The organism is Quatrionicoccus australiensis, from assembly GCF_020510525.1.
GTDB classification, from domain to species: Bacteria; Pseudomonadota; Gammaproteobacteria; order Burkholderiales; family Rhodocyclaceae; genus Azonexus; species Azonexus australiensis_B.
On the sequence record NZ_CP075188.1, the window covers coordinates 3,946,733 to 3,970,942 of the forward strand.

Annotated in this window: 20 protein-coding genes; 2 read left to right on the forward strand and 18 right to left on the reverse strand. The window is 63.0% G+C overall.

Annotated elements, in window-relative coordinates; all coding sequences use genetic code 11:
- Positions 1-9 precede the first annotated feature (9 nt).
- The 12 genes from KI612_RS18670 to KI612_RS18725 all read right to left on the reverse strand — a co-directional run bounded on the left by KI612_RS18670 (position 10) and on the right by KI612_RS18725 (position 12,898).
- Positions 10-3,087 (reverse strand): efflux RND transporter permease subunit, encoded by a 3,078-nt coding sequence (locus KI612_RS18670; protein ID WP_226441556.1) that lies wholly within the window; start codon positions 3,085-3,087, stop codon positions 10-12.
- Positions 3,088-3,099: 12 nt separating this feature from the next.
- A complete protein-coding gene (locus KI612_RS18675; RefSeq protein WP_226441557.1) occupies positions 3,100-4,263 on the reverse strand; it encodes an efflux RND transporter periplasmic adaptor subunit in 1,164 nt (387 codons plus the stop codon).
- 99 nt (positions 4,264-4,362) lie between these two features.
- Positions 4,363-5,193: a symmetrical bis(5'-nucleosyl)-tetraphosphatase gene (locus KI612_RS18680; RefSeq protein ID WP_226441558.1), complete on the reverse strand. Its 831-nt coding sequence runs from the start codon at positions 5,191-5,193 to the stop codon at positions 4,363-4,365.
- 125 nt (positions 5,194-5,318) lie between these two features.
- Positions 5,319-6,047, reverse strand: coding sequence for a lysophospholipid acyltransferase family protein (locus KI612_RS18685; RefSeq protein WP_226441559.1), 729 nt, complete (start codon positions 6,045-6,047; stop codon positions 5,319-5,321).
- A gap of 92 nt (positions 6,048-6,139) precedes the next feature.
- On the reverse strand, positions 6,140-6,898 hold the full coding sequence (locus KI612_RS18690) for a GNAT family N-acetyltransferase (RefSeq protein ID WP_226441560.1): 759 nt from the start codon (positions 6,896-6,898) through the stop codon (positions 6,140-6,142).
- A gap of 95 nt (positions 6,899-6,993) precedes the next feature.
- Positions 6,994-7,929, reverse strand: coding sequence for a carbohydrate kinase family protein (locus KI612_RS18695; protein WP_226441561.1), 936 nt, complete (start codon positions 7,927-7,929; stop codon positions 6,994-6,996).
- 9 nt (positions 7,930-7,938) lie between these two features.
- The gene (locus KI612_RS18700) at positions 7,939-9,021 is read right to left on the reverse strand and encodes a DUF3426 domain-containing protein (RefSeq protein WP_226441562.1); all 1,083 of its coding nucleotides are present in this window, start codon (positions 9,019-9,021) and stop codon (positions 7,939-7,941) included.
- Entirely contained in the window at positions 9,021-9,911 is an 891-nt protein-coding gene (gene prmA, locus KI612_RS18705; protein ID WP_226441563.1) for a 50S ribosomal protein L11 methyltransferase, read from the reverse strand. The genes KI612_RS18700 and prmA overlap by 1 nt, the downstream gene beginning before the upstream one ends.
- Position 9,912: 1 nt before the next feature.
- Entirely contained in the window at positions 9,913-11,271 is a 1,359-nt protein-coding gene (gene accC, locus KI612_RS18710; protein ID WP_226441564.1) for an acetyl-CoA carboxylase biotin carboxylase subunit, read from the reverse strand.
- An 8-nt stretch (positions 11,272-11,279) separates the two neighbouring features.
- Complete coding sequence (gene accB, locus KI612_RS18715) at positions 11,280-11,732, reverse strand: acetyl-CoA carboxylase biotin carboxyl carrier protein (RefSeq protein WP_226441565.1); 453 nt, start codon at positions 11,730-11,732, stop codon at positions 11,280-11,282.
- A 56-nt stretch (positions 11,733-11,788) separates the two neighbouring features.
- Positions 11,789-12,268, reverse strand: a complete 480-nt coding sequence (aroQ, locus tag KI612_RS18720) for a type II 3-dehydroquinate dehydratase (RefSeq protein ID WP_226441566.1) — start codon at positions 12,266-12,268, stop codon at positions 11,789-11,791.
- A 39-nt stretch (positions 12,269-12,307) separates the two neighbouring features.
- Positions 12,308-12,898 carry a hypothetical protein gene (locus tag KI612_RS18725; RefSeq protein ID WP_226441567.1) on the reverse strand — a complete coding sequence of 197 codons (591 nt, stop codon included), beginning with the start codon at positions 12,896-12,898 and terminating at the stop codon, positions 12,308-12,310.
- A 50-nt stretch (positions 12,899-12,948) separates the two neighbouring features.
- Between KI612_RS18725 and mpl the strand changes: the two genes are divergently transcribed.
- Positions 12,949-14,295 carry a UDP-N-acetylmuramate:L-alanyl-gamma-D-glutamyl-meso-diaminopimelate ligase gene (mpl, locus tag KI612_RS18730; RefSeq protein WP_226441568.1) on the forward strand — a complete coding sequence of 449 codons (1,347 nt, stop codon included), beginning with the start codon at positions 12,949-12,951 and terminating at the stop codon, positions 14,293-14,295.
- A gap of 93 nt (positions 14,296-14,388) precedes the next feature.
- Here the strand turns inward: mpl and KI612_RS18735 are convergent, their stop codons facing one another.
- The 5 genes from KI612_RS18735 to nikR form a co-directional block, all read right to left on the reverse strand.
- Positions 14,389-16,665: an NADP-dependent malic enzyme gene (locus tag KI612_RS18735; protein ID WP_226441569.1), complete on the reverse strand. Its 2,277-nt coding sequence runs from the start codon at positions 16,663-16,665 to the stop codon at positions 14,389-14,391.
- Between the two features lie 148 nt (positions 16,666-16,813).
- On the reverse strand, positions 16,814-18,865 hold the full coding sequence (locus KI612_RS18740; RefSeq protein WP_226441570.1) for a TonB-dependent receptor: 2,052 nt from the start codon (positions 18,863-18,865) through the stop codon (positions 16,814-16,816).
- Between the two features lie 80 nt (positions 18,866-18,945).
- Complete coding sequence (locus KI612_RS18745) at positions 18,946-19,755, reverse strand: HoxN/HupN/NixA family nickel/cobalt transporter (protein WP_226441571.1); 810 nt, start codon at positions 19,753-19,755, stop codon at positions 18,946-18,948.
- A gap of 113 nt (positions 19,756-19,868) precedes the next feature.
- On the reverse strand, positions 19,869-21,227 hold the full coding sequence (locus KI612_RS18750; RefSeq protein WP_226441572.1) for a PAS domain-containing sensor histidine kinase: 1,359 nt from the start codon (positions 21,225-21,227) through the stop codon (positions 19,869-19,871).
- Positions 21,202-21,666 (reverse strand): nickel-responsive transcriptional regulator NikR, encoded by a 465-nt coding sequence (gene nikR, locus KI612_RS18755; protein ID WP_226441573.1) that lies wholly within the window; start codon positions 21,664-21,666, stop codon positions 21,202-21,204. Before nikR ends, KI612_RS18750 begins: the two co-directional genes overlap by 26 nt.
- A 174-nt stretch (positions 21,667-21,840) precedes the next feature.
- Between nikR and KI612_RS18760 the strand changes: the two genes are divergently transcribed.
- Positions 21,841-22,806, forward strand: a complete 966-nt coding sequence (locus KI612_RS18760; RefSeq protein ID WP_226441574.1) for an AAA family ATPase — start codon at positions 21,841-21,843, stop codon at positions 22,804-22,806.
- Between the two features lie 33 nt (positions 22,807-22,839).
- Here the strand turns inward: KI612_RS18760 and KI612_RS18765 are convergent, their stop codons facing one another.
- Positions 22,840-24,078: a sensor domain-containing diguanylate cyclase gene (locus KI612_RS18765; protein ID WP_226441575.1), complete on the reverse strand. Its 1,239-nt coding sequence runs from the start codon at positions 24,076-24,078 to the stop codon at positions 22,840-22,842.
- Positions 24,079-24,210 lie beyond the last annotated feature (132 nt).

Here is a 24,210-nt window from a genome sequence, read left to right on the forward strand (position 1 = left end):
CGGACGCGCTTATTCCTCGACCGGCACCGCCTTCGGCACGAAACGGTCGAGATAGAGATAGACGACCGGCGTCAGGTAGAGGGTCAGGAACTGCGACAGCAGCAGGCCGCCGACCACGGCCAGGCCGAGCGGCCGGCGCACTTCGGCACCGGCGCCGATGCCGAGCGCGATCGGCAGGGTGCCGGCGAGCGCCGCCATGGTCGTCATCATGATCGGCCGGAAGCGGATGATGCAGGCGTTGAAAATCGCTTCGCGCGCGGCGACCAGCTTGTTGCGCTGCTGATCAAGCGCGAAGTCGATCATCATGATGGCGTTTTTCTTGACGATACCGATCAGCATGATGACGCCGACGAAGGCGTAGAGACTGAGATCGACGCCGAACAGCAGCAGCGTCACCAGCGCACCGAGACCGGCCGCCGGCAGGCCGGAAAGAATGGTCAGCGGGTGAATGAAGCTCTCGTACAGGATGCCGAGCACGATATAGACGACCAGGATGGCGATCAGCAACAGCACGCCGAGACCCTTCAACGATGACTGGAAGGCCTGCGCCGTGCCCTGCAGGCTGGTATTGAGCGCCACCGGCAGGCTGATCCGGCTTTCCATGCCCTTGATGCGGTCGACCGCATCGCCCAGCGAAACGCCGGGCAGCAGGTTGAAGGAAATCGTCACCGAGGGCAGCTGGCCCTGGTGATTGACGGTCAGCGCCTGCGTCTTGCGGCTGATCCGCGCCACCGTGTCGAGCGGCACCAGCTTGCCGCCGCTCGCCCGCACATAGAGGCGCGACAGCATCGCCGGCTCGGCCTGGAATTCGGGCGCCACTTCGAGAATCACCTGGTACTGGTTGGCGGCACCGTAGATGGTCGAGATCTGGCGCGAGCTGAAAGCGCTCTGCAGCGCATCCTCGACCTGGGCATAAGTCAGGCCGAGCGAGGACAGCTTGTCGCGGTCGATGTCGAGCGCGACGACCGGGCTCTGGTTGTTGAGATTGCTGGTGACATCGACAAAACCGGGCAGCTTGCGGATTTCGCCGAGCAGCTTGCCGGTCCACTCGTAAAGTTCGTCAAGATCGGTGTCCTGCAGTGTGTATTGGTACTGCGCCGCGGTCAGCTGGCCGCCGATGCGGATCACCGGCGGATTCTGCATGTACACCTTGAGGCCGGGAATGGCAGCGAGCTTGGGACGCAGTTGCTGGATGATCTGGTCCGGCGTCAGCTCGCGCTCGTCGCGCGGCTTGAGCAGCATGAAGATGGTGCCGGTATTCGACGTCGGCCGGATGCCGCCGCTGCCGACCGAGGACATGAAGGAACGGATGTTCGGGTCCTGCGCGACAATCGCCGCGGCCGCCCGCTGATGCTCGACCATGGAAGCGAAGGAAGCATCCTGCGCGCCTTCGGTGAAGGCAATCAGCTGGCCGCTGTCGCCGCTCGGGATGAAGTCCTTGGGCACCGAGACGAAGGCCAGCACGGTCAACGCCAGGCTGAGGAAGAAACTGGCCAGAATCAGGCGCGGCCGCGCCATTGCCCAGGACAGGCTGCGCTCGTAGGCATTCTTCATCGCCTCGAAGAAACGCTCGAAGGCATTGAAGACGCGACCGTGCTGCTCGGCCTCGATGTGCTTGAGATAGCGGCTGCACAGCATCGGCGTCAGGGTCAGCGAGACGAAGCCGGAGACCAGGATGGCGGCGCAGATGGTGACCGCGAATTCGTGCAGCAGGCGACCGACGATGCCGCTCATGAAGAGCACCGGGATGAACACCGCGATCAGCGAAATGGTCATCGAGATGATCGTGAAGCCGATTTCGCGCGCCCCCTTGATCGCCGCCTCGAATGGCGTTTCGCCGGCTTCCATGTGGCGCACGATGTTCTCGAGCATGACGATCGCGTCGTCGACAACGAAACCGACCGCCAGCGTCAGCGCGAGCAGCGACAGGTTGTCGAGGCTGTAGCCGAGCGCGTACATCACGGCGAAGGTGCCGATCACCGAAATCGGCAGCGCCAGACCGGGAATCACCGTCGCCGACAGGTTGCGCAGGAAAAGCAGGATGACCAGGATAACCAGGGCGCCGGCCAGCAGCAGCGTGAACTGCACGTCGTCGATGGCCTCGCGGATCGAGATGCTGCGGTCGTACAGCGTCGTCATCTCGATCGCCGCCGGCAGCTTGGCCTGGAAGCCGGGCAGGATCTTCTTGATCGAATCGACCGTCTCGATGGTGTTGCTGCCCGGCTGGCGCTGGATGGCGAGCACGATGGCGCGCTTGTCCACGTTCCAGCTGGCGATTTTGTTGTTCTCGACGGCGTCGACCGGTGTGGCGACCTCTTCCAGGCGGATCGGCGCACCGTTACGCCAGGCAACGATCAGCGGCCGGTAGGCGGCGGCATTGGCAAGCTGGCCGTTATCCTTGATCGCGAAGGTCTGGCGGATGCCGTCAAAAATCCCGACCGGCTGGTTGACGTTGGCCTGGCTGATCGCCTGCTGCAACTCGTCGATACCCATGCCGCGCGCTGCCAGCTGATCCGGGTTGGCGCGGATGCGGACGGCGAATTTCTGGGCGCCGTACACCTGCACCTGCGCCACGCCGGGCACCGTGGACAGTCGCTGCGCAAGCTGCGTCTGGGCGTATTCGTCGACCACCGGCAGCGGTAGCGTCGGCGACGACAGCGCGATGTAGAAGACCGGCGAATCGGCCGGATTGACCTTGCGGAAGGACGGCGGCGTCGGCATGTTGGGCGGCAGCTTGCGCAGCGCCGCGGAAATCGCCGACTGCACGTCCTGCGCCGCCGCATCGATATTGCGCTCGAGCGAGAACTGCAGCGTGATCGAGGTCGAGCCCTGGGCGCTGGTCGAGGTCATCGAATCGAGCCCGGCAATCGTCGAGAACTGCCCTTCGAGCGGCGTTGCCACGGCGGCCGCCATGGTTTCCGGCGAGGCGCCGGGCAGGCTGGCACTGACCGAAATGGTCGGAAAATCGACGCTGGGCAGTTCGGAAACCGGCAGTGCGCGGTAGGCAATGACGCCAAAGATGACCGCCGCCGCGATCAGCAGCGTCGTCATCACCGGCCGGCGGATACACAGTTCAGGCAGTTGCATGCGCGGCTCCGCTTATTTGGCCGGAACGGCAGCCGGCGCCGCGGCCGGCTTCTTCGCCACCACTTTGGCGCCTGGCGTCAGGCGCAGCTGACCATCGGTAACCACCGTTTCGTCGGCGGCAATCCCCTTGAGCACGGCCGTCGCACCGGCATGACTGGCACCGACCTCGATCTTGCGCACGGCCACCTTGTCTTCCGCCTCGACGACATAGACGAAGGCGCCATCCGGCCCCTGCTGGATCGCCTCGCTGGGCACCGCAACGACGTTATCCAGCGTATCCAGATTCAGCGTCAGGTTGAGAAACTGGCCGGGCATCAGGGCTTCGTTGCGGTTCTCGAACAGGGCCTTGAGCAAAATCGTGCCGGTGGCGGCGTCGACCGTATTGTCGACAAAGCGGACCTGGCCGGTAAAAGTCGTCTGCCGCTCGCCGGGCAGATTGACGCTGACCGTCAGCCCCGCCCTCTCGACCTTCTCGGCCTTGGCTTGCGCGGCGCGCAGACGCGGCAGGTATTTTTCCGGCAGCGCGAAGCCGACATAGAGCGGCTGCACGCGATTGATCACGGCCAGCCCGGTGTCGTTGGCCTTGACTGTAGCACCGGGAAACACCAGCTTGGCGCCGACCACACCGGCAAACGGCGCGCGGATGCTGGTGTAGGAAAGCTGCGAGCGGGCCAGCTCCAGCGCCGCCTGGTCGGCGCGGCGGGTGGCGCTCAGCGCGGCCTCGTTGCTGCGCATTTCATTGACCTTTTCCTCGGAGACGAAGTTGCGCGCACGCAGCGCAACATAGCGCTCGGTGTCGGCCTTCGCCTTGGCCAGTTGTGCATCGTCGCGCGCCAGCGCCGCCTCGGCCTGCTGCAGGCGGAGGGTGAAATCATTGCCGTCAAGGCGGATCAGTTCCTCGCCCTGGCGCACATGCTGGCCTTCAGTGAATTGCAGGCTGGCGACCTGGCCATCGACCCGCGACTTGACGGTCACCGTCTCGTAAGCCTCCGCTCGTCCCACTGCGGTCAGGACGACCGGCATGTCCTGGGCGACGGCTTTGGCCAGCACCACCGGTACCGGTGGCGACACCTTGGCAACGGCCGTGTTCCCCGCCGAGGAGCTCCAGTACCACCAGGCTGCGCCGGTTGCGACGGCCGCAATGCCGACCATCAAGGGCAAGTTCTTCTTTTTCATGTTTTATTCTGCGAACTGAATAATTGATTAAACCGGATGGTAACGACAATTCTGCCGAATATGTCGGCTCGTCACGCAGTGACCGGTCCCGACTGCGGATTACTTGACGAGAACCACCGATTCGCCAACCGCGCAATCGACCTGGAAGACCTGACGGTCCTCGAGGCGCACCGCGGTCAGATGGCCGCCCCACAGGCAGCCGGAATCGAGCGCCAGCATGTTGTCGGAAAGGCGGAAACCGAGCGCCGACCAGTGCCCGGTGACCAGCACCGACTTGGCGCTCTTGCGCCCGGGCACTTCGAACCACGGCATGTAGCCGGCCGGCGCCCGCGCCAGCTCGCCCTTGACCTTGAAATCCATGACACCGTCGGCGCTGCAGAAGCGCATCCGGGTCATCGCATTGACCACGGCGCGCAGACGCGGCCAGCCTTCGAGATCATCGGACCAGCGATCGGGTTGGCTGCCCCACATGTTGGCAATGAATTCGCGGTATTGCTCGCCCTGCAGCGCCGCCTCAACCTCGCGCGCCAGCTTGCGCGCCTTCTTGATGCTCCATTGCGGCAACAGGCCGGCATGCACCATGCAGTAGTCGTCCTCGACATGGCAGAGCGGCTGCTGCCGCAGCCAGTCGAGCAGTTCGGCACAATCCGGGGCATCGAGAATGGGCTGCAGCGTGTCGTCCTTGCCGCGCGCCTTGGCGCCGCCTTCGGCGACCATCAACAGGTAGAGATCATGGTTGCCAAGCACGGTCAGCGCCGCCTTGCCCAGACTCCTGACAAAGCGCAGCGTCTCCAGCGAGCGCGGCCCGCGGTTGACCAGGTCGCCGACCAGCCAGAGCCGGTCACGGGCGGGATCGAAGGCGCATTTGGCGAGCAATTGCTGCAGTGAATCGAAACACCCCTGAATGTCGCCTATGGCGTAAGTAGCCATGCCTCACCAATCCGCAAAAATTAAGTGCCGGGCCGGGCTGACGGATGCCGGCTGGCGAAGACCTGATTTTCTCCCAAATCAGGAGATAGGCGAAATCTGCTTTGCGCAGCGGTCGACCGCTGAAATCAGGCCAAATCTGCGGAACTGGTCAGCGGCTGGCTGGCGGCAGGTGCGCTGACCGGCAAATCGGCGGCTGGCGCCTCGACCAGCGGCAAGCGCGCGCCCAGCGCAATCGCTTCGCGCGCTTCGGCCGCAACCTGCCGGCGGTCTTCGCCCTGCAGGCCGCGCAAGGGCGTGGTCACCAGACGGGCAATCAGCCGGCGCCGGCCAAGAATGGCCCGTGTGCATTGGCCGAGCGAAATATCGCCGTCGTAACGCGGCGCCAGGCTGCGCTCACCGTCCAGTTCCCAGTAGGAAAGCGCCACCGGCAGCACCGGTCGGCCGGCACTCAGCGCCGGTTGCAGCAGCGCGGCGTGGAAATGCAGCAGGCTGCGCCCGTCCGTCGTCGTGCCTTCAGGGAAGACGGCGACATGCCGGCCGCGTCCGAGCAGGGCCGCGATCTCGTCATTGACGATGCGGGCATGCCCGCGACTGCCGCGACGCAGGAAGATGGTGTCGTTCTTCGCCGCCAGCCAGCCGATCAGCGGCCAGTTGCGCACTTCCGCCTTGGAGACGAAAGCCGAAGGCAGCGCCGCATTGATGACGTAGATGTCTATCCACGAAATGTGGTTGGCGACCACCAGCGCACCGGGCGCGACGTGCGTCAGATCGGCCTCGACCTCGATGCCGAGGCTGTCGAGCAGGGCAATCGCCCAGCTCGACTTCAGGCGCAGACGCGCCGCCTCGGTACACAAGGGAAAAATCGCGAAACTGATCAGTACGCCGGCAATGACCAGCAGCGTCAGGCGAAGGATCCGGAAACAGCGGATCGGAAAGTTGGTTTGGTTCAGTCTGCTTGCCCCAGGTAATGCTTGGCGTAACGATTGGAAACCTTGGCCATCGGCAACAGGATGGGCAGGTCGGCCGTGTTGAAATCGGGATCCCATGCCGGCTCACCGCAAATCCACGCGCCGGCACGCAGGTAACCCTTGATCAGCGGCGGCGTTTCGGCCGGCCGGTCCTGCTGCAGGGCGGCCAGCGGCAGCGGGCAGCGCGGGAAAACGCGGTATTCCTGCGGTCCCAGATATTCGGACAGGCGATTATACAAGCTGGCAGCAGCATGTCCGCCGTCGGCCATGCTGATCGAGGCGCAGCCGGTCAGGTAGTCGTAGCCTTTCTCGGTCATGTACTGGGCGAGGCCGGACCAGAGCAGGGTAATCGTCGCGCCGGTGCGGTAATCGGGATGCACGCAGGAGCGGCCGATCTCGACCAGGCGCGGCCGCAGGTGCTGCAGGCGGGTCAGGTCGAATTCGTTTTCGGAGTAGTAGCCGATCTGGCGCGCGTTTTCCGGCGACAGGATGCGATAGGTACCGACCACTTCGCCGCTTTGCGTGTCGCGCACCACCAGGTGCTCGCAGTACGGGTCGTAGATGTCGTGATCGACGCCCGGCGTACGGCTCGGCAGGTTGGCACCCATCTCGCCGGCGAAGACGCGGTAGCGCAGGCGCTGCGCTTCGAGAATGTCACTCGGGCTGCGCGCAAAACCGACCGCGAGCTGATGGCGTTTGGGACGATCGCGACCCGCTTCCTTGCGGATATTTTCCATTTTGTTCTCCTTGTTTGTCTGGAGAACAAGTCTGGATGAGCGTTGTTACATACGCGTTGCCCGAAGATGACGCGTATGTTTCAAGCGAGTGCCTCTTACCAGGGCAGGGAACCGAAAGCGCGCTGGTAACGCGCACCGATCTCCTCGCGGCTCGGCTGGTGGTTCTGGCCGCCGCGATGCGCGATCTTGATCGCGCCCATCACCGCCGCCAGACGGCCGGTCGTCAGCCAGTCGTAGCCATTGACGATGCCGTAGAGCAGGCCGGAACGGTAGGCATCGCCGCAACCGGTCGGATCGAGCACCTGCTCGGCTTCGACGCAGGGAATTTCGATACGCTGGCCATCGGCGTAGATCTCGGAACCTTCGCCACCGCGGGTGACGATCAGCGCCTTCACTTCCTTGGCGAGCTGTTCCAGGCTGCGCCCGGTGCGGTCGCAAGCCAGCTTGGCTTCGTAGTCGTTGAAACAGGCGTAGTCGGCGAGCTGCAGGAAATCGAGCAGCTCGTCGCCGTTGAACATCGGCAGACCCTGACCCGGATCGAAGATGAACGGCACGCCGGCCGCAGCGAAGTCGCGCGCGTGCTGCATCATGCCTTCACGGCCATCCGGTGCGACGATGCCGAGTTTGGCGCCCTTGACCTGCTCGACCTTGTTGAGGTGCGAGAACGTCATCGCGCCCGGGTGGAAGGCGGTGATCTGGTTGTCGTCGAGGTCGGTAGTGATGAAACACTGCGCCGTGAAAGTACCAGGCACCTGACGGACATGTGTGCGCGGCAAACCAAACTTGTCGAGACGCTCAAGATAGGGCATCGCGTCATCGCCGACCGTGGCCATGATCATCGGCTCGCCACCAAGCAACATCAGGTTGTAGGCGATATTGGCGGCGCAGCCACCGTATTCGCGGCGCAGTTCGGGCACCAGAAAGGAAACGTTCAGAATGTGGATCTGCTCGGGCAGGATGTGGTTCTTGAAGCGGTCGGGAAAGACCATGATGTTGTCGAAAGCCAGCGAACCGCAGATCAGGGTAGTCATCGAGAATTCTCAGGGATAAAAGACGTAAAGCCGGTAACCGGCAGCGCCGATGTCACGCGCCTCGATCCACAAGCGAACGGCAGTCTCGCCATTGGCTGGGAACGCGGCCGGCGAAACACCCGGCGGCAAATAGTCGACCGCCGCCAGCACGCGCCGCGAAACGACGGTGTCGTGGGTATCGGTCAGGGTCAGTTCAAGGGCCGGCCAGTCCTGCGCATAGGTGGCGCGATTGCGCAGCGTCGCCTGCAACACGAACATGCCGCGCTGATTGTCGGCCTGCAGATCGGAGGCTTCGATCGTGACCAGCTCGACATTGCGCGACAAGGGCACGTCGACCTCCAGCAGCTCGTAGAGCGCGGCAGCATCCGGCAAACGGCGCACGACATCGGTGCGGAAATGGAACAGCAACTGCGCCAGCAAAGTCAGCAGGAGCAGGAAGGAAACCAGCACGAACGGCCAGACGGCCGGCCGGGCATGGCCACTGTCGAAAGCCCCCAGACCGCTGCTGGCCAGGGTACCGGCGGCCCAGCGGTTGTGGCTTTGACTGTCGGTGAGCTCGCGTATGGCAACCAGACCCGCCTCGCGGGCGGCCAGCGTGCTCTCTTCGGGCGACTCGGCGAGCTCGGCATCAAGACGCTCGACCGGTGGCAAATCGGGCTCTTCCGGCAGGTCGACCGCTGGCTCGGTCACAACTTCGGCCGGCGCCTCAGGCTCAGGCTCAGGCTCAGGCTCAGGCTCAGGCTCAGGCTCAGGCTCAGGCTCAGGCTCAGGCTCAGGCTCAGGCTCAGGTTCCGGTTCCGGTTCCGGTTCCGGTTCCGGTTCCGGTTCCGGTTCCGGTTCCGGCAGGATTCTGTCTTCTACTTCGGCGAACGTGGCAGGATTTTCCGGAATATCGCTGCCAGCAACAAGCGCCGGAGATTCATCAACCGCCGGCACCGGTGCCGCTTCAACCGGTGCCGTTTCGGTAATCAGCTGATCAAAGGCATTGAACAGGGTCTGGCAATGTCCGCAACGGACCTTTCCCGCCTTGAGGCGCAACTGCTCGGAGGTAACACGGAAAACCGTGTTGCAAGCCGGGCAGCGTGTCCGCATCAGGGCTTGACCCCACTCAGGCAGACCCAGTCCTCGCGCGTATCGGCGACCTGCAGCGGCAGCCACTGCGCGTAGATGCCGATGATTTCCTCGGCCTGCTCGCGCAGGATGCCGGACAGCGCCAGACGACCGCCGGAGCGGACATGGGCACAGATCGCCGGCGCCAGCACGCGCAAGGGGTTGGACAGGATATTGGCAACGACCAGATCGTACTCGCCGGCCACCGGCTGCGCCGAATCGGCGAACAGGGCGGTAACGCCGTTACGCTCGGCATTGGCCTTGGCCGCCTCAACCGCCTGCGGATCGATGTCGACCCCGGCAACACGCCCGGCACCCAAACGTGCCGCAGCAATCGCCAGAATGCCGGAGCCGCAGCCATAGTCGAGCACGGTGCAATCGGCACTGACCGTACGCTCCAGCCACTCCAGGCAAAGCCGGGTGGTCGGATGCGAACCGGTGCCGAAGGCCATTCCCGGGTCGAGAATCAGGTTGACCGCTGCCGGATCGGGCGATTCGTGCCAGGACGGCACGATCCACAGACGTTCGGAAACGCGGATCGGATCGAACTGCGACTGGGTCAGCTGCACCCAATTCTGCTCTTCGACCGTTTCGATGGAAAACGCGGGCACCTCGTCCAGACCGATCGCTGCACCAGCCTCGGCAAGCAGCGCATGCGCATCGGCATCGGCCTCAAGCAAGGCAACGACGCGCGAATGCGCCCAGCCCGGCGAGTTGACCGAGCCCGGCTCGCCGAACTGCGGCTGCTCGTCCGGCGTGCCGGCGTCGGCATCCTCGATGCTGGCTGCCAGCGCACCGGCTTCGAGCAGGGCGTCGCAGAGCGGTTCGGCGCGCGAGGCGTCGGTCAGGAAACTGACACTTTGCCAAGCCATGTCAGTTCTTCACTTCGCCCTTGTCGGCGAGTTTCTGTTCGAGGTAGTGAATGCTCGTGCCACCTTCGACGAAGCGCGCGTCCTGCATCAGTTCCTGATGCAGCGGGATATTGGTCTTGATGCCCTGGATGCTCATCTCGGACAGCGCGATACGCATGCGACGGATGGCCTGCTCGCGGGTATCGCCGTAAGCGATGACCTTGGCAACCATGGAGTCGTAATGCGACGGCACGGTATAGCCTTGGTAGATGTGCGTATCGACACGGATACCGGGACCGCCGGGCGGGTGATAGAACTCGATCTTGCCGGGACAGGGCACGAACGTGAAGGGATCTTCGGCGTTAATGCGGCATTCGATGGCATGACCACGGAACACGATGTCCTTCTGCTTGTAGCGCAGCTTCTCGCCGGCCGCAACGCGGATCTGTTCCTGGACGAGATCGACGCCGGTGATCATTTCGGTCACCGGGTGTTCGACCTGGATGCGGGTGTTCATTTCAATGAAATAGAACTCGCCGTTTTCATAGAGGAATTCGAAAGTGCCAGCGCCACGGTAACCGATCTTGCGGCAGGCTTCGGCACAGCGCTCGCCGATGCGGGCGATCAGACGGGCCGGAATATGCGGGGCCGGCGCTTCTTCGATGACCTTCTGGTGGCGGCGCTGCATCGAGCAGTCGCGTTCGCCGAGATAGATCGCACTCTTGTACTCGTCGGCGAGAACCTGGATTTCCACGTGACGCGGGTTTTCCAGGTACTTTTCCATGTACACCGCCGGGTTGCCGAAGAAAGTGCCGGCTTCCTGACGGGTCATCGCCACGGCATTGACCAGCGCAGCTTCGGTATGCACGACACGCATGCCGCGACCACCGCCGCCACCGGCTGCCTTGATGATCACCGGGTAGCCAACGGCACGGGCAATCTTGACGATTTCCTTCGGATCTTCCGGCAGGGCGCCATCGGAACCGGGAACGCAAGGGACGCCGGCTTCCTTCATCGCTGCCTTGGCAGAAACCTTGTCGCCCATCAGGCGGATGGTTTCGGCACGCGGCCCGATGAAGACGAAACCGGAGGTTTCGACGCGTTCGGCGAAATCGGCGTTTTCCGAAAGGAAGCCGTAGCCCGGGTGAATGGCCTGGGCATCGGTCACTTCGGCAGCCGAAATGATCGCCGGCACATTGAGATAGCTCAGCGTCGACGAAGCCGGGCCGATACAGACCGATTCGTCGGCCAGCTTGACGTACTTGGCGTGACGGTCGGCCTCGGAATAGACGACGACGGTCTTGATGCCAAGTTCGCGGCAGGCGCGCTGAATCCGCAGGGCAATTTCCCCGCGGTTGGCGATCAGAATTTTTTCAAACATGGCCATGATTAGCCAATCACGAACAGCGGTTCACCAAATTCGACCGGCTCGCCGTTGTCGAGCAGGATGGCCTTGACCACGCCGGAAGCGTCGGCTTCGATCTCGTTGAGCAGCTTCATGGCTTCGATGATGCACAGGGTTTCGCCCTGCTTGACGCTCTGGCCGACCTGCACGAAAGCTTCGGCACCCGGCGACGGCGAGCGGTAGAAGGTACCGACCATCGGCGACTTGACGACGTGGCCTTCCGGCAGATCATCCTCGTCATCGAGGTTGACCGACGAGGCGGCCGGCGCACCCGGTGCAACCGGAGCCGGTGCGGCGTAGTACTGCTGCGGCGCGGCGGCAACGGCGCCGTAATGCTTGGCGATACGGACTTTTTCTTCGCCCTCGGTCACTTCCAGCTCGGAGATACCCGATTCCTGAACGAGGTCGATAAGTTTCTTGAGTTTACGCAGATCCATGGAGACTCCCTTCGATATTGCGCCAGTTCGACGCAAGAAGCCGGCTTTTGGCCGGACTATTCAATGTTGATCTTGTTGAGCAGGTACTCGAGCGCCAGCAGGTAGCCCTCGTGACCCAGCCCGCAAATGACGCCGACGGCCAGATCGGAAAAGTACGAGTGATGCCGGAAGGACTCCCGCGCATGCACATTGGACAGATGCACTTCGACAAACGGAATGGCCACTGCGGCCAGCGCATCGCGCAGCGCCACGCTGGTATGCGTGTAGGCGGCAGGATTGATGATGATGGCGCGCACGCCCTGTTCGCGAGCGGCATGGATGCGCTCGATCAAGGCCCCTTCGTGATTGCTCTGGAAGGCCTCGAGATCAACCTCGGCAGCTTCCGCCATGCGGGCCAGTGCCATGTTGATGTCGGACAGGGTAACCCGACCGTAATGCTCGGGTTCACGAGTGCCAAGCAGGTTCAGATTCGGACCATGCACCACCAGGATGCGAGCCCTTTCGACCGGCTTGGAAGCGGTTTTTTGCTTCTTCATAGCTGCAAGTTTGCCGTAAATGGCCGCATTTTGTCCAGCCTATTCCAAAAGTAAGGCGCGCAGGCCTTCGGCGCGAATGCGCTCGCGCGGATGGCCGTCGCGATGCTTCATCGTCACCCGCTCCATCTGCGGCGGCAGGATCACCAGATTGACATCGGCAACCTCGGTTTCCAGCACCAGCACCGCCTCGGCCCTGTCGTTGCGCGCCTCGGCATGCTCGAAGTCGATATTGCGGTTAAGCAGGAAAATCTCGACCTCTTTCGCACTGTCGGCAAAGAGCAGGATATCGATGGTCGAATACTCGCCCGCCGTGCCATCGAGCACAGAACCGGTCAGGTAGGGCCGGAAAGCTTCCAGCAATTCGAGGATGTGCAGGGCCGCCTGACGCTGCGCCAGCAGCAGTTCGGCATGCCCTTCCTCCTCGAACAGGCTGCGATAAGCACGCAACTCGACATCGATCTCGGCGTTATCGGGATAGGTCGTGTGTTCAGGCAGGCCGAGCTGCCGGGCCGCCTTGCGTTTGGCGAGGTGATAATCGGTAATGCCGTCCTCCACCATCAGGCGGGCGGCGGCGGCGGCGATACTGGCCCGGGCATGGGTACTCGGGCGCTGCCTGTCATGACGGGGCATAGATGCTCAATCAGGGTAAAATCGCCCCCATTCTAACGGGCTTCTGTGACATGCACATTCACATTCTGGGTATCTGCGGCACCTTCATGGGCGGCGTCGCCCAACTGGCGGTTGCCGCCGGCCATCGCGTCACCGGCTGCGACGCCAATGTCTATCCGCCGATGAGCGACCAGTTGCGCGCTGCCGGGGTCGATCTGATCGAAGGTTTCGGTATTGAACAGCTGGCACTGAATCCGGACGTATTTGTCGTCGGCAACGCCATTTCGCGCGGCAACCCGCTGCTCGAAGCCGTGCTCGACAAGGGCCTGCCCTATGTTTCCGGACCACAATGGCTGGCCGAAAACGTGCTGCAGGGACGCTGGGTGCTCGGCGTCGCCGGCACGCACGGCAAGACGACGACCAGCTCGATGCTGGCCTGGATCCTCGAAGACGCCAATATGGCACCGGGTTTCCTGATCGGTGGCGTGCCGCTCAATTTTGGCGTCTCGGCCCGCCTCGGTGACACGCCCTTCTTCGTCATCGAAGCCGACGAATACGACACCGCCTTCTGCGACAAGCGCTCCAAGTTCGTGCATTACAAGCCGCGCACCGTGGTTTTGAACAACCTGGAATTTGATCACGCCGACATCTTCGCCGATCTGGCTGCCATCGAAACGCAGTTCCACCACCTCGTGCGCACCCTGCCTGCCTCCGGCCTGATCGTCTCGAATGCCGGCGAAGCCAGTCTCGAACGCGTGCTGGCGCGCGGCTGCTGGACGCCGGTCGAACGCTTCAACGATACGGCCGGTTATCGCGTCACTGGCGACGATGCCAGCGGCGAGCTGGTATTGCATGGCCCGCAAGGCGAGATCGGGCGCTGCACCTGGGCGCTGTCCGGCGAGCACAACCGCGCCAATGCCTGCGCCGCGCTGCTCGCGGCGCGCCACGTCGGCGTGCCACTGGACAAGGGGCTGGAAGCGCTTTCCCGTTTCGTGAATGTCAAACGCCGCATGGAAGTGCGTGGCGAAGTGCGCGGCATCACCGTGTATGACGATTTCGCACACCATCCGACGGCCATTGCCACCACGGTCGCCGGCCTGCGCCGCAAGGTGGGTGCCGCCCGCATCCTGGCCGTTTTCGAGCCGCGCTCCAACACCATGAAACTGGGCACGATGAAAAGCCAGTTGCCGGACAGCCTGCGCGAGGTCGATCTCGCCTTCTGCTACGGCGGCAATCTCGGCTGGGATGCCCGCGAAGCGCTGGCCCCGATGGGCGAACGCGCGCAGGTTGAAGACAATCTCGACGAACTTGTCGGCAAGATCGTTGCCGCGGCTCGTCCCGGCGACCAGATCCTGGTCATGAGCAACGGCGGTTTCGGCGGCATACACGGCAAGTTGCTGGCCGCATTGGCCAATTAGGCGGCCGCCAGCGGTCAACCGCCGCAAAAAGGCAAAAATGAAAATGGCGCAGGAAGGTTTCCCCTCCTGCGCCATTTTTGCGTCTGCAGTCGCTTAGCGTTCCATCGACTCGACCACGGCCAGCGCCGTCATGTTGACCAGGCGACGCACGGTGGCGGTCGAGGTCAGGACATGCACCGGACGTGCCGCGCCGAGCAGGATGGGGCCGATCGTCACGCCTTCGCCAGCCGTCATCTTCAACAGGTTGTAGGAGATGTTGGCGGCGTCGATGTTGGGCATGATCAGCAGGTTGGCTTCGCCCTTCAGGGTCGATTCCGGATGTGCAGCCAGACGGACATCTTCGGACAATGCCGAATCGCCATGCATTTCGCCGTCGATTTCCATTTCGCCATGGGTCATCGCCGACACCAGCGCCGAAGCACGACTCATCTTGTGCGCCGACTCGGAGCTGCCGGAACCGAAATTGGAGTGCGAAAGCAGGGCAACCTTCGGGTGCAGGCCAAAACGCTTGACCTGTTCAGCAGCACTGATCGTCATTTCGGCGATTTCTTCTGCCGTCGGGTTCTCGTTGATGTGGGTATCGCAGATGAACAGCGAGCGACCCGGCAGCATCAGGTAGTTCATCGCGGCCAGCGTATTGACGCCCTGGCGCTTGCCGATGACTTCCTTGACCACGCCCATGTGATGACTGAACTGACCGGTCATGCCGCAGATCAGGCCGTCGGCGTAGCCGAGCTTCAACAGCATGGCACCAATCAGCGTCGGCTTGCGGCGCAGGGCTTCCTTGGCAATGGCCGGCGTCACGCCACGGCGCGCCATCAACTGGTGATAGGCCGTCCAGCATTCGCGATAGCGCTCGTCGGATTCCGGATTGACGATGTCGAAGTCGACACCGGACTTGATGCGCAGATTGGCCTTGGCCAGACGATGTTCGATGACTTCCGGACGACCGATCAGGATCGGACGGGCGAATTTTTCTTCGATCACGACCTGAACGGCGCGCAAAACGCGCTCATCTTCGCCTTCGGCATAGATGATGCGCTTGCCCTGGGCCTGACGGGCAGCCTGGAAAATGGCGCGCATGCCGACACCGGTGTGATAGACGAATTCCGACAGCTTGGCACGGTAGGCATCCCAGTCGGTGATCGGACGGGTAGCAACGCCGGAATCGATGGCAGCCTGGGCGACGGCCGGCGCAATCTTGACGATCAGGCGCGGGTCAAAAGGCGTCGGAATCAGGTATTCGGGGCCGAAGCTCAGATCACGGCCAGGGTAGGCCATGGCCACTTCGTCAGTGACTTCGGCTTCGGCCAATTCGGCAATCGCACGCACCGAGGCCAGCTTCATCTCTTCGGTAATGCGCGTCGCGCCAACATCGAGCGCACCGCGGAAGATGAAGGGGAAACACAGCACGTTGTTGACCTGGTTCACGTAGTCGGAACGGCCGGTGGCGATGATCGCATCCGGGCGGACTTCCTTGACCAGTTCCGGCATGATTTCCGGCGTCGGGTTAGCCAGCGCGAAGACCATCGGCTTTTCGGCCATGCTGACGACCATTTCCTGCTTGACAACACCGGCAGCAGAGAGACCGAGGAAGATATCGGCGCCGACCAGCGCTTCGCCCAGCGTGCGCTTTTCGGTGTTCTGGGCGTAGCGGGCCTTGGTTTCGTCCATGCCACCCGGACGACCGACGTAGATGACGCCCTTCGAGTCGCAAATGGTAATGTTCTCGCGCTTGACGCCAAGATCGCACCACAGGTTCACACAGGAAATGGCAGCCGCACCGGCGCCGGAGACGACGACCTTGACCTCTTCGATCTTCTTGCCGACGACCTTCAGGCCGTTGAGCATGGCGGCGCCGGAAATGATCGCCGTACCGTGCTGGTCATCGTGAAAAACGGGGATATTCATCCGCGCCTTGAGCTTCTCTTCGATATAGAAGCATTCCGGCGCCTTGATGTCTTCCAGATTGATACCGCCGAGCGTCGGCTCCATGGCGGCGATCATGTCGATCAGCTTGTCCGGATCGTTTTCCGACAATTCAATGTCGAAAACGTCGATGCCGGCGAATTTCTTGAACAGGCAACCCTTGCCTTCCATGACCGGCTTGGCGGCGAGCGGGCCGATGTTGCCGAGCCCGAGCACGGCGGTGCCGTTGGTGATGACGCCGACCAGATTGGCGCGCGAGGTGTACCAGGCGGCGGTGGCCGGATCTTCGACGATCGCGTCACAGGCGGCGGCAACGCCAGGAGAGTAGGCCAGCGCCAGATCGCGCTGGTTGGTCAGGCCCTTGGTCGGGCGCACGGAAATCTTGCCCGGGGTGGGCCAGCGATGGTATTCGAGAGCGGCTTCGCGCAGATCCTTTTCCACGGATTCTCCTGAGGGTTTGTCTGTTAGGGAAAACCCCGTAGATTACTCCAACTTATTGGGGCCCGAAAGCGTAATTATGAATTACAGTTACAATTACGTACAATCCGAAAGGCCTTTGCAGGCCGCTCTGACGCAGCTGCCCCCTAACCTAGAAGCGATGCGAGACGGTCAGGCGGAAGCTGCGCGGTTCGCTCGGATGAATATGCCGGTCGTCGTAGCCACCGGCCGTTCCGTCGGCGCAACCGGCCGGGTTGGCCGCCTCGCCGGCAGTGCGCGAGCAATACCAGTACTCGATGTCATTCACCTTGCGGTCGAACAGGTTGTACACGTCGAGCGCCAGTTGCGTGCGCTTGTCGATCTTGTAGCCGATGCGCAGGTTGGTCAGCGTCGATGCCGAAGAGCGCACCGAATTGTCCTCGATCAACGGCCGCGGCCCGAAGTAGCGCAGGCGCAGGGCGCCGTACCATGGGCCGAGGTTGTCCAGGGTCAGGCCGAGATTGGCCGTGCCGGTCACCGCCCCCGGAATGTAGTCACCGACGACCGGATCGTGGTCGCGGAAGCGGGCATGCGACCAGGCGAGGTCGGCATCGAGGGCCAGCCAGTCGGACAGCACGTAAAGATTGGTCCATTCGACACCGTAACGCCGCGACGGGCGCGACGCTTCGGTGGTCCCGGCATCGCCGACGAAGAGCAGTTCGGAGGCGGCCGTCAGTTGCCAGAGCGCGACGGTCGACTGCCAGCCAGGCAGGATTTCCGAACGCAGGCCAATTTCGTAGCCGCGCGTGCGCACCAGCGGCTGCACCTTGCTGACCGGCGTCACACCGTCGGCCGGATCGACGCGTATCGTCGTGCCGCGCGCATCATTGGAATGAAAGCCGTGGCCGTAATTGAAATAAAGCTCGGTCTTGCGCCACGGCCCGAGGACGAGTGACAGCTTGGGGGTCAGCATCTGGTCGCTGGCCCGGCCGGAATTGGCTCTTAAACTGGCGTCGACCGTAAAGTCGTAGGCATCGGCGCGCAGGCCCTGGATCGAACGGAACCAGTCGGTCCACCGCGTCTCGTTCTGCGCCCACAGCCCGATGCTGCGCTGCGTGACCTTGTCTTCGCGGATGGTGGACAAGGTTTCGCGATTGCTCGTCGCGTACAGCCCGACCGGGCTCAGACGGTCGACGCGCGTTTGCAGGCCAAAACTGTTCGTCACATCAAAACCGGCCCAGTTGTCGAAGACCGCATGCGATGCCGAGAAACCACCGGCCTGACGATGTTCGGACTGCTTGAACTGATCGCCCGGCGGGCAGCCGTTGTTCAGGCAGTACTGGAAGTTGGACCACAGGTCGAGGTTCGATTGCAGCCACCAGACATTCGCCCTGCTCTGCGCCTTGCCCCAATGCTTCGCCCATTCGCCGGACAGGCTGTAGCGCTGCGTCTCGCCGCCAGTGCTCGAATCGAGCGAACCGTAGCGGTCGACCGCGCCGCTGTCGATGGCGCGCTGGGCGATCTGATCGGTCGAGGTCCAGCGCCCACGATAGGCCATGCCGGTGATGGCAAAACCGTTGTTGCGCGTCCCCTGGCTGTAACTGAGCACGCCGTTCAGCTTGCGGTAATGCTCGTCGACCTGCCACGGACCGTCGTTATGGAACAACTCCAGGCCGTAGAGCAGATGGCCGCCGGCCAGTTCCGGCGAACTGGCGAGCAGGCTGCGCGCGTAGCCGTTCTGGCCGAGCGTCAGTTGCGCTAGCGTGCCGTCGATACGCCGGCGGTAATCGATATGCGCCGCGCCGGCCGAGGAGAAATCGCCTTCCGACGCGTAATACGGTCCCTTGCGAAAACTGATGCGGTCGACCAGTTCCGGGATCAGGAAATTGAGATCGGTATAGCCCTGGCCATGCGCATGTGTCGGCATGTTGACCGGCACGCCGCCGACGTAGGTCGCAAAATCGGTGCCGTGGTCGAGATTGAAACCGCGCAGGAAATACTGGTTGGCCTTGCCGTCGCCGGCATGCTGCGTGACGATCAGGCCGGGCACCATCTCCAGCGCCTCGCCGGGTCGCAACATCGGTACGGCGGCCAGACGCTGGCTGGACACCACGCCCGCGCTGCCCGCCGTCGCGATGCCTTCGAGATTTTCGGTCTGCGCGCGTACTTCGACCGGCGAGAGCTGGACCGCCTCTTCCGCCGCCACACCGGCACAGGCGAGCAAAAAATATGAGCAAATTAATTTTTGTCTTAACGGCATCGTCAAAAAAAGCCGGTTGCCCGGCCATCCCCTCAATAAATCAGTCAGGCCACGGCCGGCCGACGCGTCAGGCGCACTGCCGCAACAAAACTCAAGGCGATGATCGCCACCAGCATGAACCCGAAAACCAGCTCCTTGCCCTCGCTCCAGGCATCGACCGCCGGCGACAGCAGCTTGGCAGCGCCGAAGGCGGCGACCAGCAGGCTGATGCCGGAAACGACCAGGCCCATGACGCGCGAGGCGACCAGCGCCACCTGGTCGGCGCGGGCGATCAGGCGGGCAATCCACAGGCCGTTGATGCCGTCGGTGAGCAGCATGCCGAGCATGAACAGTGAAGCGAGGATCAGCGCGTGTTCCCAGCCGCCAAACTGGGTTGCGGTCAGCGCAAAGAAGGCAGCCTGCGACAAGGTATCGAAGGACAGCGCGAACAGGGCGCCGACCAGTGCAATCAGGGCCGGATGCGAAACATGCCGCAGATTGCCGAGCAGCTTGCCCTTGAGGCCGACCGGCTGGACGATCTCGTCCGGTCCGGCGGCGAGCACGGCAGCCAGGTTGAGGCTGCCAAGCGCAACCAGGAAGGCGATGGAAATCACGGCGCCGAGCAGGCCGAACCATTCCGGCACTTCCCAACGCCCGGCGATGGCCGAGACGCCGAGCGCGATGGCCATGACCACAGCGCCATGGCCGAGCGAGAACAGGGTGCCGCAATAGCGCGCCAGAGCCGGCCGCTGCCGCGCGTTGTAGCGGGTCAGACCGTCGATGGTGGCGAGGTGGTCGGCGTCGAAACCGTGCTTCATGCCGAGCACGAAGGTCAGGATGAGCAGCGACAGCCAGTCGGTGGGCAGGGTTTCCATGGCGTCCGTATGAATGATTTTATTATCTTCATACAATTTGCGTGCCAGCGCAATAAGTCATTGTTCGTATTGCTTCTGCCCGGTTTTGCCGCGACCTCGTGCTGGCAAAGTGGTCAGTGACTTTCCAGCGGCAGTGACAAGACGAATTCCGCCCCGCCATCCGGCGCATTGCCGGCTGTCAGGCGGCCGCCGTGCCGTTCGACGATGCCGTAGCTGATCGACAGGCCGAGCCCGGTGCCCTGGCCAACCGGCTTGGTGGTGAAAAACGGCTCGAACAGCCGGCCCAGATATTCCGCCGCAATGCCCGGCCCGTTGTCGATGAAATGCAGGAAGGCCATGCCGTCGGCGCGACTGCCGACAATCTTCAGCGTCGCCGGCGACTGGTTGGCGGTGGCATCACAGGCATTCTGGATCAGGTTCATGACCACCTGCTGCAACTGGCCGGACGAACCGGAGCAGCGCAAATCGGCCGGCAAATCGAGGTCGACCGCAAATTTGCTCGCCGCGCTCTGCACCACCCAGCGCATCGAGCGCTCGACCACCTCGTTGAGACTGACCTGCTCGGGCTGCATCTTGTCCACCGCCGAAAAGCGTTTCAGCGCATCGACGATGTCGCGCGTGCGTTCGGCGCCCTCGATCATGCCGTCGATGAGTTGCGGCATATCGGCGACGATGCGGTCGATGCGCAGTTCGTCGCGCATTGCCTGCAAGCCGGCATCGGCCGCCGCCGGGCTGGCGTGCACGGCATTGAGATAGGCGTCGAGGCGGCCGGCGTAACGCTGCAGCGACAGCACGTTGCCGAGCACGAAACTGATCGGGTTATTCAGTTCATGCGCGACGCCGGCCACCAGGCGACCCAGCGAAACCATCTTCTCGGCATGCAGCAACTGGCCCTGCGTGCGTTTCAGGTCGTCGTGCGCCTGGCGCAGCGCCGAATAGGCTCGCCGCAGTTCGCCAACCGGACGACCGGTGACCACCATGCCCATCAGTTTGCCGGTCTGCGACAGGCGCGGCGTGCAGTTCATCGAGACCGGTACGGTCGACCCGTCGCCGGCGCGCAAAAAGAACTCGCAGTCGTGCACGCCCTCGCGCCCGAAGCGGGCAAAGATTTCACGCGCCTTGGCCCGTTCGACATCGTCGGCAAACAGGTCGAAGACCGGCTTGTGCTGCAGCTCTTCTATCGTCTTGCCGGCGATGTGCGACAGCGAGGGATTGACCTCCTCGATATTGCCGTTGCGGTCGCAGACGATCAGGATGTCCGACATCGAGGCGAGCACGCTCTCGATGAACTGGTGCGACTCCTCGAGCGCGGCATTCTTCTCTTCGAGCGCCACTTCGTACTGGAGGAGGTCGTTGTAGACCTCGTCCATTTTCTGGATGACTTCGATCCAGGCCTGCTCGCCGAGCTGCTCGGTGGCCGCCGGCAAGGGCGAATCGAGGCCCGGATCAGCGGGCCGGCCGGTAGTGGACATGCGCTGCGCCGTGTTCGTCGTGGGCGTGATGATGCTCGGGTTCGAGGGCAATCACGTTGAGCTTGCCGTGGCGCACGCCGCTCTCGGCCATCAGCTGGTCGGCAAATTGTCTGACCTCGGCGGTCGACCCTTTCAAAATGACGGTTTCCAGACAATTGTCGTGATCGAGATGGCTATGCATCGCGGCCACGGTCAGGTCGTGATGGTCGTGCTGCAGGCCGGTGATACGTTCGGCCAGTTCGCGCTCGTGGTGGTTGTACACGTAGGACAAGTTGGCGACGCAATGCCCGGCCGGCGGATCGCGCTGGCGGTCGCTCTCGATGGCGCCACGAATCAGGTCGCGCACCGCTTCCGAGCGGTTGCTGTAGCCGCGCGCCGCGATCAGCTCGTCGAACTGGCTGGCCAGCGACTCGTCCAGCGAAATGGTAAAGCGCTCCATCGATCATCCCCTTGGCGAAAACACCGGCAACAATGCCGGCATTCCCGATGGCGTGCAAGTCACCCGCGACAAAAAGCTGGAACGGGAAATGCTAGGAAAAGACTGCAGTTCGGGAATCACGCTCTGGCATCCCTGCTTTCACAAGAAGCACATGTCGCATCAGGAGGATTCATCATGGCTCATACCGACATCCGACTCGCTGTCGCCGAAGAACGCACCATCTACGACGTGGCCGCCATCGAACGCGCCATGGAAGAGGCCGCCGGCAACCGCAACGAAGCGCTCGCCACCCTGTACGACAAGATGAAGCAGCGCGGTGGCGGCCGTTTCCTGATCCGCCCGACCGGCGCCGACATGATCGATGACCTCTACGACAGCTGCCCCAATTTCAGCGACGTCATCGACGACCTGCGCAAATACGTCGCGCTGTCGGTGGCCGGCAACGAGCCGATGAGCTTCACGCCCATCCTGCTGCTCGGCGAACCGGGCATCGGCAAGACGCATTTCGCCCGCGAACTGGCGGCCCGCCTCGGCACCGGCCACGAATTCATCTCGATGAGCGCCTTGACCGCCGGCTGGGTGCTTTCCGGCGCCTCGTCGCAATGGAACAACGCCAAGCCGGGCAAGGTGGCGCACACTTTGGTGCATGGCGACTACGCCAACCCCATCGTGGTGCTCGATGAGATCGACAAGGCCGGCGGCGATTCACGCTACGACCCGATGGGTGCCCTGTACAGTCTGCTCGAACACGACACGGCGCGCGCCTTCAAGGACGAGTTCATTGATATCGACATCGACGCCTCGCACATCCTGTGGGTGACGACAGCCAACGACGAGCGTTCGATACCGGAACCCATCCTCAACCGCATGAACGTGTATGAAGTGCCGCGCCCCGACCACGACGCTGCCATCAGCATCGCCGCCGCGCTCTATCGCGAGATCGTCGGCGAGCATGACTGGGGCTTCCCGCCGGAAGCCGAGGAAAGCGTGCTCGAACGCCTCGGTTCGCTGCCGCCGCGCGACATGCGCAAGCGTCTGCTCGCCGCCTTTGGCACGGCCAAGCTGGAAGGCCGCAACTGGCTGGAAGCGGCCGATTTCGAACAGGCCCGCATGGGGCGCAGTCGCAAGATCGGCTTCTGAAAACGCGCCCGGCCGCACCGGTCGGGCGCCCGCTCAAACGATGCGGCGCACCCGGACCCGGTTGCGCCCGCCCTGCTTGGCGTCGTACAGCGCCTGATCGGCCACCGCAATGAACTGGTGCGGATCGAGTTCGAGTACGCGCGGCGTCATCGCGACGCCAACGCTGATCGTCAAATGCAGGCGCCGACCGCAATCGTCGAGCGCCTCGTCGGCGATCGACAGGCGCAGGCGCTCGGCAATTGCTTCCGCGACCTCGGCATCCTCGCCGTCGAGCACAATGAGGAACTCCTCGCCGCCATAACGACCGACCCGGTTGTAATCGCGCACACAGCTGTTCAGGCGGGCGGCGACCGCACGCAGGGCACGGTCGCCGGCATGATGCCCGTGCCCGTCGTTGATCTTCTTGAAAAAATCGATGTCTATCATCAACAGGCTGAGCGGCAGCCCCTCGCGGCGCGCCCGCGACAAACGCGTCTCGAGCAGGTTCATGATCGCCCGCCGGTTGTAGAGACCGGTCAGTTCGTCGTGCATGGCCTGCGTTTCAAGTATGCGCCTGGCTTCCAGCAACTCCTGGTTGACCTCGAAAAGCTGCTGATAAAGACGGCTCTTCTCGACCAGCAGGGAAAGCTGCACGGCCAGGCGGAGAAAAACGCCCTGATGCACGTTCTGATAAGTGTTTTTGGCGAAACTCGAGAAAAACAGCAGGCCGATCGGCTTGCCGTGCGCAATCAGCGGACAGGTCAGGCTGGAGAGCACGCCTTCGGCAAGCACCTTGCGCGTCGAATCCGACTCCGGGTGCTCGGCCAGATAGCTTTCCAGGTCGTTGATGATGCGCGGCTTGCCGGTCTCGATCACCGCCTGCAGGCTGCTGCCCTGCATCGGCGCGGTATAGCCCGGCGCAATAATGACCGTCGCCGCATCCGAACGCCCCCAGTAATGTGTCAGCTGCAGCTTGTCGTCGCTCAGGAAGGCGGCGCCGAGGCGGTTGTAGGGAATCACCGTGCGAAAGGACTCGAAGACCTTTTCCAGCACGTCATCGAGAAACAGACCACTCGTCAGCTGTTCGGCGATCTGCTGGATCTTGCGCGTTTCCTCGAAGTTCTGCTCCAGGGTTTCCGCCAGCCGGTTCAACTCGAGACCGAGAATGCCGACCGCATCGAGCGGTTCGGCCGGGATCTCGACGTCGAAATTGCCATCGCGCAACTGCTTTACTGCGGACTGGAATACGGGAATCCGTTCATCCGTTTCCAGCGGTTTTCCGCTTGCCCCCATGTTGCTCCCCTTTCAAGGCCCGCTACATTCGATGTAGTCGATTAACGACTGATGTTCATGGCAGCCCAAGGCCTTTTGATCGCACCGGGCAAGCCAAGCAGCAGATGCAACGCACCGCGGCATGGCGAATGG